The 12,764-nt window shown below is 71.7% G+C and carries 10 protein-coding genes; 8 read left to right on the forward strand and 2 right to left on the reverse strand.

All coding sequences use genetic code 11. The features are described from left to right. Window positions 1–83: 83 nt before the first annotated feature. Window positions 84–1,403: a serine hydrolase domain-containing protein gene (locus ACLQ2T_RS24060; RefSeq protein WP_425768626.1), complete on the reverse strand. Its 1,320-nt coding sequence runs from the start codon at window positions 1,401–1,403 to the stop codon at window positions 84–86. A gap of 82 nt (window positions 1,404–1,485) precedes the next feature. Here ACLQ2T_RS24060 and ACLQ2T_RS24065 point away from each other — a divergent pair, with 82 nt between their 5' ends. From ACLQ2T_RS24065 to ACLQ2T_RS24080, 4 genes are all read left to right on the forward strand, one after another. Beyond that, window positions 1,486–1,956 (forward strand): NfeD family protein, encoded by a 471-nt coding sequence (locus tag ACLQ2T_RS24065; protein ID WP_425768627.1) that lies wholly within the window; start codon window positions 1,486–1,488, stop codon window positions 1,954–1,956. Between the two features lie 4 nt (window positions 1,957–1,960). Further along, window positions 1,961–3,070 (forward strand): SPFH domain-containing protein, encoded by a 1,110-nt coding sequence (locus ACLQ2T_RS24070; RefSeq protein ID WP_425768628.1) that lies wholly within the window; start codon window positions 1,961–1,963, stop codon window positions 3,068–3,070. A 289-nt stretch (window positions 3,071–3,359) separates the two neighbouring features. Continuing rightward, window positions 3,360–4,151 carry a hypothetical protein gene (locus ACLQ2T_RS24075; RefSeq protein ID WP_425768629.1) on the forward strand — a complete coding sequence of 264 codons (792 nt, stop codon included), beginning with the start codon at window positions 3,360–3,362 and terminating at the stop codon, window positions 4,149–4,151. A 196-nt stretch (window positions 4,152–4,347) separates the two neighbouring features. Continuing rightward, complete coding sequence (locus ACLQ2T_RS24080; protein WP_425768679.1) at window positions 4,348–6,570, forward strand: transglycosylase domain-containing protein; 2,223 nt, start codon at window positions 4,348–4,350, stop codon at window positions 6,568–6,570. A gap of 19 nt (window positions 6,571–6,589) precedes the next feature. On the opposite strand, the gene ACLQ2T_RS24085 is transcribed toward ACLQ2T_RS24080, so the two are convergent. Further along, the gene (locus ACLQ2T_RS24085; RefSeq protein WP_425768630.1) at window positions 6,590–8,437 is read right to left on the reverse strand and encodes a thiamine pyrophosphate-requiring protein; all 1,848 of its coding nucleotides are present in this window, start codon (window positions 8,435–8,437) and stop codon (window positions 6,590–6,592) included. A gap of 496 nt (window positions 8,438–8,933) precedes the next feature. Between ACLQ2T_RS24085 and ACLQ2T_RS24090 the strand changes: the two genes are divergently transcribed. The 4 genes from ACLQ2T_RS24090 to ACLQ2T_RS24105 all read left to right on the forward strand — a co-directional run bounded on the left by ACLQ2T_RS24090 (window position 8,934) and on the right by ACLQ2T_RS24105 (window position 12,744). Next, on the forward strand, window positions 8,934–9,908 hold the full coding sequence (locus ACLQ2T_RS24090; RefSeq protein WP_425768631.1) for an ArsR/SmtB family transcription factor: 975 nt from the start codon (window positions 8,934–8,936) through the stop codon (window positions 9,906–9,908). 34 nt (window positions 9,909–9,942) lie between these two features. Then, complete coding sequence (locus ACLQ2T_RS24095) at window positions 9,943–10,887, forward strand: RNA polymerase sigma-70 factor (protein WP_425768632.1); 945 nt, start codon at window positions 9,943–9,945, stop codon at window positions 10,885–10,887. Between the two features lie 117 nt (window positions 10,888–11,004). Next, the gene (locus ACLQ2T_RS24100; protein WP_425768633.1) at window positions 11,005–12,216 is read left to right on the forward strand and encodes an NAD(P)/FAD-dependent oxidoreductase; all 1,212 of its coding nucleotides are present in this window, start codon (window positions 11,005–11,007) and stop codon (window positions 12,214–12,216) included. A 9-nt stretch (window positions 12,217–12,225) separates the two neighbouring features. Beyond that, window positions 12,226–12,744 carry a hypothetical protein gene (locus tag ACLQ2T_RS24105; RefSeq protein WP_425768634.1) on the forward strand — a complete coding sequence of 173 codons (519 nt, stop codon included), beginning with the start codon at window positions 12,226–12,228 and terminating at the stop codon, window positions 12,742–12,744. Window positions 12,745–12,764 lie beyond the last annotated feature (20 nt).

Genomic DNA, 12,764 nt, shown 5'->3' on the forward strand with positions numbered 1-12,764 from the left:
TGAGGTTGGCGGTCGGGATAGCGCTTTCCTGTGCCGGCAACCTCATCATCAACGCGGGCAGGTGGGTAGGTGGTGGGGCGGGGTCAGGGGATTTGGTCGGGGGAGCGGGTGAAGACGAAGGTGGCGATGTCCAGGGCCACCGGGCGGCCCGCCTGGTCGCGGAGCACGGACAGTACCTCGCCGTGTTCCTCGCCACTGACCCCCCGCCACCGGTCCGGGCCCTGCGGGACGTAGCGGCTGACCGGATCGCCCGGCACGGCCTCGACCAGGTCGCCGGTCGTGGCGTCCCAGGTGAGGTCGAGGGGGATGCCCATCCACCACCAACGGCCGGTGAGGGCGGCCACGTCGGCCGGGGGCGGTGCGTCGACCGGCGACCAGGGCCGGGTCGGTGCCGGTTCGGCCTCCAGGACCTCGGTGAGGACCTGCCGGCCCAGGATGCCGAGACCACCGGTGCGGAAGGCGTACGCGTTGGCGAAACCGACCACCGCGGTACGACTGGGCCGGTGCACCTCCAGTACGGCGAGGTAGCCGGGCATGGAGCCGCCGTGTCCGGCGTACACCCGCTCGCCCTCGCGGTGCAGCGCCAGCCCGAGCCCGCGTCCGGCCCGCCAGGAGTCCAGGTCGACCATCGCCATCGGGGCGCACATCTCGTCCAGGGTCTCCGGGGCGAGGACGGCCGGATCGGGCTCGGCCAGGAAGGCCGCCCAACGGGCCAGGTCCGCCACGGTGGACCAGAGCTGCCCGGCCGGTGCCATGGCCCCGGTGTCCGTACGGGGTTCCTCCCGCAGGGTGTCGTGCCACGGGTGCACCACGTAGCCGGGGGCGAACGGCGCGGTGGCGGCGTAGGTGGTGCGATCCATCCCCAGGGGGTCGAGGATCCGCTCCCGCAGCAGTTGCGCCCACGGGGTCTTCGTGATCCGTTCCAGCGCTCCGCCGAGCAGCCCGTACGCCAGATTGGAGTAGTGGAACGCGCGGTGCGGGGGGTAGGCGATCTTCGCGGCGGAGAACCCGGCCAGCAGCGCACGCAGGTCGACGCCGTCGCTGCGTTCCCACCAGGGTCCGTCCGGTTCCCGTTGCAGGCCACCGATGTGCCCCAGCAGGTGCCGCAGGGTGACCGGCCCGGCCGCCTCGGCCTCCGGCAGGTGCCGCCGCAGCGGGTCGTCGAGCGCCAGGCGACCGGCGTCGCGTTCCTGCATGATCAATGCTGCGGTCATCGTCTTGGTGATCGAACCGATCCGAAACTGCAGGTCGGCGTCGGGGGCCGGGTGGGTGCCGGCGGCGCTCAGATGGACCAGAGCGCCGTCCCGGACCACTCCGACGATCAACGACGGAACGTGACCGGTCGACTGGGCGTCGGCCACCAGGGCGTCGACCTGACGGGCGGTTTCCGGACGTATGGACATCTTCTACCCTCCGTAGTGGTGACCGAGAGCTTACGATCATGTCAATTCGATGACACGTGCATTCTCATGTCACGATCGTGTTATGGATGCCGTGTTCTGGATCGTGCTGGGCGTGGTGCTGGCGGTCGCTGAGATCTTCACGGCGACCCTGTTCGTGCTCATGTTCGCGGTCGGTGCGTTCGCCGCTGCCGGTGCCGCCGCGCTCGGTGCTCCGGTGGCGGTGCAGGCGGTCGTCTTCGCCGCCGTCTCGGCGCTGACCGTCCTGGCGGCGCGGCCGGTGATCCGGCGACACAGGCAGTCGGCGTTGGAGAGCGGCGACACCGCGTTCGGGATCGAGGCGATCGAGGGATCCACCGCCCTGGTGTTGGAGCAGGTCGACTCCGACAGGGGCATGGTGAAGATCGACGGCGAGGTGTGGACCGCCCGAGCGTACGACGCCACCCAGGTTTTGGCTCCCGGTGAACGGGTGCAGGTTATTCAGGTCAAGGGAGCGGTAGCCCTGGTCTGGCGGGATGTTGCGACGCCCACCGAGCTACCCGAAGTGGAGAGGTGACCGGATGGAAATCGTGTTTCCCGTCCTTTTGATAGGTATCGCCCTGATCGGGGTGGTCACCCTGGCCAAGGCGCTGCGGATCGTTCCGCAGCAGCGTCAGGACGTGGTCGAGCGGCTGGGGCGCTACAAGCGCACCCTGAACCCGGGACTGAACCTGCTCGTGCCGTTCGTCGACTCGGTGCGTGCCAAGGTCGACATGCGGGAGCAGGTGGTCAGCTTCCCGCCGCAGCCGGTGATCACCTCGGACAACCTGGTCGTGTCGATCGACACCGTCCTGTACTTCAAGGTGGTCGACTCGGTCCGGGCCACCTACGAGATCTCCAACTTCCTCCAGGCGATCGAGCAGCTCACCGTCACCACCCTGCGTAACGTGATCGGCTCGCTGGACCTGGAGCGCGCGCTGACCAGCCGCGAGGAGATCAACCGGCACCTGTCCGGGGTGCTGGACGAGACCACCGGCCGGTGGGGCATCAAGGTGACCCGGGTGGAGATCAAGGCGATCGAGCCGCCGCCGAGCATCCGTGACTCGATGGAGAAGCAGATGCGCGCCGAGCGGGACCGCCGCGCCGCGATCCTCAACGCCGAGGGGCACAAGCAGTCGCAGATTCTCACCGCCGAGGGTGAGAAGCAGGCCGCAGTGCTGCGCGCCGACGGTGACCGGCAGGCCCGGATCCTCCAGGCGGAGGGCCAGGCCAAGGCGATCCGTACCGTCTTCAGCGCGATCCACACCGCCAACCCGAGCCAGAAGGTGCTCGCCTACCAGTACCTCCAGGCCCTGCCGCAGATCGCCAACGGCACCGCCAACAAGGTGTGGATCGTGCCGGCCGAGCTGACCAAGGCCCTGGAGGGCATGGGCGGCGCACTCGGCGGGCTGAGCCAGATGGTCGGCGACGTGCCGACCCCGCAGGCCTCCGACGACGCCAGCGCGGTCGAGCGCGAGGCCGCCGAGGCGGCCCAGGCCGCCGCCGCAGCCGCCCAGGAGATCCACAACGAGGTACGGGTGGCCGAGGCGCAGGCCAGCGGCGGCAAGGCCCCGCAGGGGCTGCCCGCCCCGGAGCCGGTCTCGCCGGCGAGCCTGCTCAACGACCCGGCCGACCAACGCGAACGCGCCTGACCCCGTAGCCGGCGGGCGTGCCCATCCTCTGGGCGCGCCCGCCGTTTCGCCGTTACGGCCCTGTCCGCCATCCCTCGACCCCGCCTTCGCCGTAACGGCGCGGTCCGGCCTGCTCCGACCCCGCCGTTTCGTTTCGGCGTAACGGAGTCGATCTTCCGGCGGGTAATGCGAGAAAGCCTCATGAAGGGCTTCGGTGTTTGCCACCATCGGTGGTACGGCCGGTTTGGCCAGGCACCGGGGCGTTGCCGCGTGCGTCCCGCGTGATGTCCGTGGATGAGCGAGGTGAGGCATGGATCCGCTGCGCCGTTTGTGGTCCGCGCCGCAGGTGCCAGGCAAGCACGATCCCCAGGGCCCATTGGGCACCCGGCGGACCGGCGGCGGCTTCGGCGTACTGCCCTTCGTCGACGAGCCGGGCCCACCCGGGCCGGCCACCAACGCCAGTTGGGCCTGGTCACTGCGCCGACTTGCCCGAGCCGCGGTCTGGCTGCTGCCGGCGTACGCGATTCTTTATGGTCTGGTCGCGAGGGCCAGCGACGGCGGGGTCGGCAACGATCCCTACCCGGCCGACGGGCGGGCCCTGTACCTGATCGGTTGGGTGGCCGCGGTCTGGCTCGGCCTGCTGGCCCTGCTCGGGCTGACCGGCCTGCTGGCGGCCACCCGCAGCCGCCATTCCGCCGTCGCCGGACTGCTGATCAGCATCGCCGGTACGGTGCTGATGCTGCCGTTCGCCGGGCTGGCCGAACAGACACCCGTCTTCGGTACCACCGCCCGGACCCTGGTGCTGGTGGGTGCCACCTGCTACAGCCTGGGCTGGCTGTGCACCGGCTGGGCGGTGGCCCGGTCGGGGGCGTTCAGCATCGGCGACGGCGTCATGCTGATGATCGCCAGCCCGCTGCTCGGTCTGGGTGGTGCGTTGATCGGTTCCTTGCAGACCTTCGGGGCGATCTTCGTACTGATCGCCAGCATCGGCATCGCGTACCGCTCCGGCCGGCTGATGCCCCGGGAGATCCTCTACGACGCGGCCAGCGCGAGTGTCGCCACGGCCCGCCCGCCCGGCCCGATCGGCCCCGGCCCGGCCTGACCCGCCGGACGGCGGCGGAAGACCATCAGGCGGTCCGCCCCACAACCGAGCGGTTCGTCCGACGGCGGCGGACCACCGCCGGGCGGACCGTACCCGGGTGACCAGGGCAAAGGCTGCTGGCAGGTAGCCGTGAATTGGCTGACAACCCGGGCGTTGAGGTGGTCGGTAGGTGGCTTTCGCGGCAATCCTGGGGACCATGGCCTCCCCTACGCCGCTGTCGCGGCTGTTCACCGTGCTGCTGACCGGCGTGCTCGCCGGACTCGTGCTGGCGGTCGCCGTACTGCCGGTCAATCTGGTGTTCGGCTTCGCCGCCCAGGCCGCGCTCGGTAACTACGCCGCACTGCCGGACGCCTTGCGGACCCCGGCCACCCCGCAACGTTCCTACCTCTACGCCAACGACGGCAAGACGTTGATCACCACCTTCTACGACGTCAACCGCACGGACGTGCCGCTGGCGGAGATCGCGCCGGTGATGCGCCAGGCCATCGTGGCCGCCGAGGACCGCCGCTTCTACCACCATGGTGGGGTCGACCTGCGCGGCATGGCGCGGGCCCTGGTCAGCAACGCCACCTCCGGCACCGAGCAGGGGGGCTCGACGCTGACCATGCAGTACGTGCGCAACGTGCTCAAGACCGACCCGAACCGCACCGCGGAGGAACGGGCCGCGGCCACCGCGCCGACCGTGGGGCGCAAGATCCAGGAGATCCGGTACGCCAACGCCCTGGAACAGCGCCTCGGCAAGGACGAAATCCTCAACCGCTACCTCAACATCGCGTACTTCGGTTCCGGGGCGTACGGCATCGCCGCCGCCAGCCAGCGCTACTTCTCCAAGGCGCCGGCGGACCTGACCCTCGCCGAGGCGGCCCTGCTCGCCGGCCTGGTGCAGGCGCCGGAGGCGTACAGCCCGATCGACGGTGACGCCGACGCGGCGCTGACCCGGCGGGCGTACGTCTTGGATGCCATGGTCGCCACCGGGGCGATCACCGCCGAGCAGGCGACCCGCGCGAAGGCCGAGAAGTTGAAGCTGGACCCCAGCGACCAGGCCAACGGCTGCGCGGCCACGGCCAGCTCCCGCGACGGGTGGGGCTTCTTCTGCGACTACCTGCGCCGCTGGTGGTTGGAGCAGCCGGCCTTCGGCGACACCGTCGCCGAGCGGGAGCAGGCGCTGCGCCGGGGCGGCTACAGCGTGGTCACCACCCTCGACCCGCAGCTCCAGAAGACCGCGCAGCAGCAGGCCACCGGCATCTACGGGTACGACAACAAGCGCGCGGTGCCGATCGCCGCCGTCGAACCGGGCACCGGTCGGATCCTCGCCATGGCGGTCAACCGGCACTACAGCCTCGACGACAACCCGGACGGGCAGGTCAACTACCCGAACACCGTCAACCCGCTGATCTCCGGCGGTGGTGGCGTCGCCGGTTACCAGGCCGGCTCGACCTTCAAGCTGTTCACCATGCTCGCCGCCCTGGAGTCCGGCCGTACCCTGTCGACCGGGTTCGACGCCCCCACCCGGCTGCCCACCCGGTACGCCGCCGGCACCGACGACAGCAGCTGCAACGGTCAGTGGTGCCCGGCGAACGCCAACCCGCAGTGGATGAACGGCTACCGGATGATGTGGGACGGCTTCGGCCGCTCGGTCAACACGTACTTCGTCTGGCTGGCCGAGCAGGTCGGCCAGGACAAGGTGGTCGAGATGGCCCAGCGGCTGGGCATCACCTTCCGGGCCGAGGCCGACGCGCGCTTCGCGCAGGACAACGCGGCCAACTGGGGGGCCTTCACCCTCGGGGTCTCCGCCACCACCCCGCTGGACCTGGCCAACGCGTACGCCACCGTGGCCGCCGAGGGCACGTACTGCGCGCCGTTGCCGGTGGTGTCGGTGACCGCGCCGGACGGGCAGCGGGTGCCGGTCGGTGACCCCTCCTGCCGCCAGGTGCTGGACCCGGACGTGGCGCGGGCCGCCACCGACGCGGCACGCTGCCCGGTGGGTCAGCAGTCGGCGTTCGGGCAGTGCAACGGTGGTACCGCCACGGCGGTGAACCGCATCCTCGAGGGCCGTCCGGTGGCCGGCAAGACCGGCAGCTCCGAGCGGGCCGCCACGGAGACCTTCGTCGGCTTCACCCCGCAGGTGGCGGTGGCCGGCATCGCCGCCAACCCGGACGACCCCACCGACCTGGTCGGCTCCGCCGTGCAGGCCCGGGTGATCGAGGCGGTGGCCCGGATCATCGGTACGGCGATCGACGGCGAACCGGCCGAGTCGTTCACCGCTCCCAGCCGCGCCCTGGTCGGCGACCCACGCCGCCCGGTCGAGCGTCGTCCGATCGAGCGCGCCCCCTCGACCGCACCCCGCTCACCCGACACCGCACCCCGCTCACCCGACCCGGAATCCGACCTACCCCGCTGGCTCCAAGGCCGAGGCTGAACTGCGCGTGCGGTGGGGGTCAGCGGCGGGGGCGGTAGGTGGTGACCATGGTGGGTAGGCCGCGGCGGATGATGCCGGCCCAGTCGGTGTCGCCGCGCAGGACGGCGGCGGCGGTGTTGCGGGCCTGTTCGGCGGTGAAGTGTGGGGGCATCATCAGCTCGGCCGGGTCGACCAGGGCGTTGATGACGGTGGGGCGGTCGGCGCTCAGGGCCCGGTCCCAGGCCCCGGCCACCTGATCCGGGCGGTCCACCAGCTCGCCGCGCAGCCCGAGGACCTCGGCCCAGCGGTGGTAGCCGATGTCCGGCAGCTGCTGGCTGTCCGGGAACATCGGGGTGCCCTCGCTGGAGCGTTGTTCCCAGCTGACGAAGGCCAGATCCCGGTTGTTGAGCACCAGCACCACGAACCGGGGGTCGGCCCAACCCTGCCAGTACTTCGCCACCGTGATCAGCTCGTTGACCCCGTTCATCTGCATCGCCCCGTCCCCGATCAGGGCCACCAGTGGCCGGTCCGGGTGGGCGAACTTCGCGGCCAGGGCGTACGGCATGGCTCCGCCCATGGACAGCAGGGTGCCGGAGAGGCTGGCCAGCATCCCGGGGCGGACCTTGACGTGTCGGGCGTACCAGGCGGTGGTGGTGCCGCAGTCCACGGCGAGCAGCACGTCCTCGGGCAGCCGTTCGCTGAGGCCGGCGAACCACCGTTGCGGGTTGACCGGGTGGGCGTTCTGCTCGGCGAGTTCCCGTTGGGACTGCCGCCAGGCGGCGGTGGCCCCGGCGATGGTCTGTCGCCAGCGGGTCGGCCCGGGGCCGGGCCCCAGTTCGCGCAGCAGGGCCCGCAGGGTGGGCGCGGCGTCCCCGGTCAGGTTCACCTCGGTCGGGTAGCGCAGGCCCAGTTGGGTGCCGTCGTGGTCGATCTGCACCCCCCGGGCCTGACCGGGTGGGGGATAGAACTCCGAGTACGGCATGTTGCTGCCGACGATCAGCAGCCGGTCGCACTCGTTCATCAGTTGCCAGCTCGGGCGAGTGCCGAGCAGACCGATCGCCCCGGTCACCCAGGGTTCCCGGTGGTCGACCACGGTGAACCCGAGCAGGGCGGTGGCCACCCCGGCACCGAGGCGGTGGGCGATCTCGCGTACCTCCGTCTCGGCGCCGATCGCCCCCTGGCCGACCAGCATGGCCACCCGCTCGCCACCGCGCAGCACCTCGGCGGCGTGCCGGAGGTCGGCCTCCGGTGGCACGGTCGGGCCGGTGCTGGGCACGCTGCTGGTGTGATAGAAGCCGTGGGCGTGCGGCGGGTCCGGGACGGCGGCCAGGTCCTGCACGTCCAGGGGGAGCACCAACGCGGCGACGGTACGCCGGGCCAGGGCCGTGCGGCAGGCCCGGTCCACCAGGTGCCGGACCTGGGAGGGGTGGTCCAGTTGGGCCAGGAAGGCCGCCGCGACGTCCTTGTAGAGGGCCGGCAGGTCCACCTCCTGGTAGTAGCCGCCCCCCTCGGCGGTCGACGCGGTGTGCCCGACCAGGGCCACCACCGGCTGGTGGTCCAGTTTGGCGTCGTACAGGCCGTTGAGGGCGTGGATGGCCCCCGGCCCGCTGGTGACCAGCACCGCGCCGATGGGCCCGCCGCCGTACTTGACGTGGGCCGAGGCGGCGAAGCCGGCGGTCTCCTCGTGGCGTACCTGGACGAACTGGGTCTGCTGGCCGGTGCGTTGCAGGGCGGAGGTCATGCCGTTGATGCCGTCGCCGGGATAGCCGAAGTACCGGCGTACCCCCCAGCAGGCCAGCCGCTGCACGATGTGGTCCGCGACGGTGGCCTTGCGGGGCAGGGGCCACGGGTCGGCTGGCACCAGAGTGCCGACATGTCCTGCGCTCACTGGGCCGCCTCTCGGGTAGTACCGGCGAACGCACATTCCCGGCACCACCCGGACGAAACACCCCGACGTGGGTCAGGTCCGGCGCGGATGGGTGGTCAAGAAGGTCCACCAGCGGCATCGGCCGCCCCGCCCGGGGACGTACCCGGGCGGTGCGTGAAGTCGGTAACCCCGGCTCACCCCGTCATGGTTCAGGGTCAGGGCATGTTGCCCTGGGCCCGGCGACACGGCGGGAGCCGCCCCCGACGTCGTGGGTGGCGTTTCCGCATCGCCACCACCACACGCCGCGGCCCCCGCCACCAGGCAAGCCGATACGCACCACCCGAGCAGCCGACGCGAGCCGCCCCCTCCCGGCTGTTGGTCTGCCTCACTCTCACCGGCGGGCCGACACCCCGACAACCCTTTCGGCGTACGCCGAAAAGCACCCCGGTTCCTTCGGCGTACCCGGAAAACGCTTGCCCCTGCGACGTATGCCCGCAACTGCTGGCAACCTGGAGGGGTGATCTCCCTGCGGCTCACTGCGGCGGACCTGACCCGGATCCGGTTCGGTAGTCGTCCACATCCGGTCGGTAACACGATCCTGGCCAGCCAGGCCCTGCGCGATCCGGTGGTGGCCGCGCGGATGCCGGAGCTGGCCACCCGTGCCCAGGCGGCCCCGGCGAGCACCGCCGCCCTGCGCCACCTGCTGCCGGCGCGGGGCCTGCTGCCCGACTTCCTCACCCCGGTGCAGGGGATCGAATCGGTGGCCGCCGGCATCGAGAACATCCGGGCCACCCCGCGTCGCCAGATCACCGCCGAGCTCACCGCGACGTACGCCAAACTGCCGCCCAGCCTGTGGCGGCGGCGGTTCGTGTCGGCCGACCCGGAGATGCTGGATCTGCTGATGACGGCGGTGGACCACTACTTCGAGGCCGTGCTCGCCCCGGCCTGGTCGCACCTGACCGCGGCCCACCGGGCGCATGTCGACCTGCGGGCCCGCACCTATGCCCGGTCCGGAGTGGACGGCCTGCTCAACGAACTGCACCCGGCGATCCGGTGGCGTCCGCCGATCCTGGAGATCGACAGTTGGTGGAGTGCGGAGCTGACCGGAAACGGTGAGGGCATCCTGCTGATCCCCGGCCCGCTGGCCGGTCTGCGTCCTCGGGTGCTGGTCCGACCAGGACAGCCGGTGCTGCTGGTGTACCCGGTCATCGCCCCGCCCGAACCGCCGCCGACCAGGACGGACCCACTGGCCCAACTGCTCGGCGGCACCCGGGCGGCGGTGCTGCGCCGGCTGGCCGAACCCGGCCGGCACACCACCACGGCGGTGGGTCGACACCTCGGCATCAGCACCTCCTCGGCCTCCGAGCACGCCGCCGCGCTGCGGGCCGCCGGGCTGGTCGACAGCGAACGCATCGGCGGCGCCAAGGTGCACCGGCTGACCCCCCTCGGCATCCACCTGCTCGCCGGTGGCAGCCGTCCGCCGGGCGGGTAGCGGCGACACCTCGCCCGGATGTGACACTCGGAGCATGTCGCTCAGCGCGCAGGACGTGGAACTGTTCGAGGGGTCCAGGGGCCGGCTGGAGGCGGTGGCCTATCGCCTGCTCGGCTCGGCCGGGGACGCCGAGGACATGGTCCAGGAGACGTTCCTGCGCTGGCAGGCCGCCGACCGGGCCCGGATCGAGCAACCCGCGGCGTGGCTGACCAAGGTGCTCACCAACCTGTGCCTCAACCAGTTGACCTCGGCCCGATCCCGGCGGGAGAGCTATGTGGGCATGTGGCTGCCGGAGCCCCTGCTGGCCGGGGACCGGATGCTCGGCCCGGTCGACACCGTGGAGCAGCGGGAATCGGTGTCCCTGGCGGTGCTGACCCTGATGGAGCGGCTGTCGGCCAACGAACGCGCCGTGTACGTGCTGCGGGCCGCCTTCGGCTACCCGCACGCGGAGATCGCCGAGATCCTCGACCTCACTGAGGCCAACTGTCAGCAGCTCTACCGGCGGGCCAAGCAGCACCTGGCCGCCGGTCGCCACCGAGTTCAGGTCGACCAGGCCGCCGCCCGCAGCATCGTGGCGGAGTTCCTGGCCGCCGCCGACAGCGGCCAGACCGCGCGGCTCGTCGAGTTGTTGACCGAGGACGTGCTCAGCGTCGGTGACGGTGGTGGGAAGGTCCCCGCCCGACCCACCCCGCTGGTCGGTGCGCTGGCGGTGGCCAGGTTGTTGCGTGGCGTCTTCCAGGCCGTCGACCTGCGGCGGCAGGTGCTCGGCGGGCACGCCAGCATGTACGCCGAGATCGTCAACGGCGAACCGGCCGTGGTGGTCGTCGTCGGCGACCGGATCGTCGGGGTGCTGGCCCTGGAGGTGACCGCCGAGGGGGTGGCGGCCGTGCGCGCCCAGGCCAACCCCGACAAGCTGACCCGCATCACCCGGCACTGGTCGGCCACCACCCCGGCCGAACCCGTCCTGGACCGGTGGTGACCGGGACCACACCCCATCCCTGTCAGCAATCGCGGGGCTGCCCGGTTCAGAAGGCGTACGCCGACGACCGGCTCCCAGTGGCCGGCGCGGCACCGCCCGCAGACAGGGAGTGGGAGCATGACCCATCGCATCGTGGTCCTCGGCGCCGGTTACGCCGGGGCGATCGCCGCCGGTCGCCTGGCCCGGCGACTGCACCCCGACCAGACCGAGATCACCGTAGTCAACGCCGCCGCCGACTTCGTCGAGCGGGTCCGCCTGCACCAACTCGCCGTCGGGGCGGACCTCACCGCCCGTCCGCTGCGGGACCTCTACACCAATACCGGCGTACGGCTCCGACTGGCCCGGGTCACCGGGGTCGACGTCGACCGCAGGACGGTCACCCTCGCCGAGGCGGACACCTCGTCCGAGATCGGCTACGACACCCTCGTCTACGCCCTGGGCAGCACCGCCGCCGAGCACCCCGGCGACGCCGACCACGCCTACAGTGTGGCCGGCGCCCGGTCCGCGCAGCGGCTGCGGCTGCGCCTGTCCGTCCTGGACGCGGGCGGCCGGGTACTGGTCGTCGGTGGGGGCCTCACCGGCCTGGAAGCGGTCACCGAGATCGCCGAGGCCCGACCGGACCTGCACGTCGCGCTCGCCACCCGGGGCGGCCTCGGGGACTGGCTCGACGAGGGCGCCCGCCGCCACCTGCGGAAGGTGTGCGACCGGCTCGGGGTCACCGTCCACGAGCACACCGACATCACCGAGGTCCAGGCCACCGGCGCGGTCACCGGCACCGACGGGGTCATCCCGGCCCAGGTGACCGTCTGGTGCACCGGCTTCGCCGTACCCTCCCTGGCCGCCGGCATGGCCGTGCGGACCGCACCCACCGGGCAGATCCTCGTGGACGCCACCATGCGCTCGGTGTCACACCCCGAGGTGTACGCCATCGGCGACGCCGCCTGCGCCGAAGGGCCGGGCGGCAGGCCGCTGCGGATGTCCTGCGCCTCCGCAGTCCCGATGGCCTGGCAGGCGGCGGACGCCATCGCGGCCCGGTTGACCGGTCGGCCGGTGCGCAGGATCCCGATCCGCTACTACAACCAGTGCATCAGCCTCGGCCGGCGGGACGGCATCATCCAGTGGGTGACCGCCGACGACCAAGCCAGGGGGGTGCACTTCCGGGGCTGGTGGGCCGCCCGCTACAAGGAACTCGTCTGTCGGGGCGCGGCCTGGGGGGTGTCCCACCCCACGCTGCTGTTGCCGACCCGTCGTCGCCGCCTCACCGGTCCGGCGGACACCGCCGGGCGCCACGCGCCTTCGGTGCCCTTCGGTGTCGGGGGTGGCGACTAGGGTTGCCGTATGGGTGGGGCCGATGGTGAGCGGCCGGACCACGCCCGGCACCGGCAGATGGTCCGCCGTCACGTCGACCGACGGGTGATCTGGCGCGCCCGGATCTACGCCGTCGTGTTCGTCGTGACGCTTGTCGTCACCATCGTCGACGCGGCGGTCGCCGGGAACTGGACGTGGCTGCGGGCACTGGTCGGGTTCGTCGCAGGTGTCGTCGTCGGCGTCGTGGCGAGTCGCATGTTGCGACTGCGGTGGGACGGCTTCGAGAAACGGGTGGTCGGCAAGATCGACGCCATCGGCGTGGTGGTGCTGCTGTGCTACGTCACGTTCAGCATCCTCCGCGTCCGCATCGTCGGCATGTGGGTACCGGCTTCCCAGGTGGCGGCGACCAGCATGGGCGTGTTGAGCGGTGTCATGCTCGGGCAGATCCTCGGCATCCGGCGGGGGATGCGTCTGCTGGCCAGCCGCCTGCTCGCCCAGCCCTACCGCGTTGGCCGGCGCAGCCGTCAGCCGAGAGAACCACAGTCGTGATCACGAGCGATGAAGGCGAG

Source organism: Micromonospora sp. DT229, assembly GCF_049844505.1.
In the GTDB taxonomy this organism is placed as follows: domain Bacteria; phylum Actinomycetota; class Actinomycetes; order Mycobacteriales; family Micromonosporaceae; genus Micromonospora.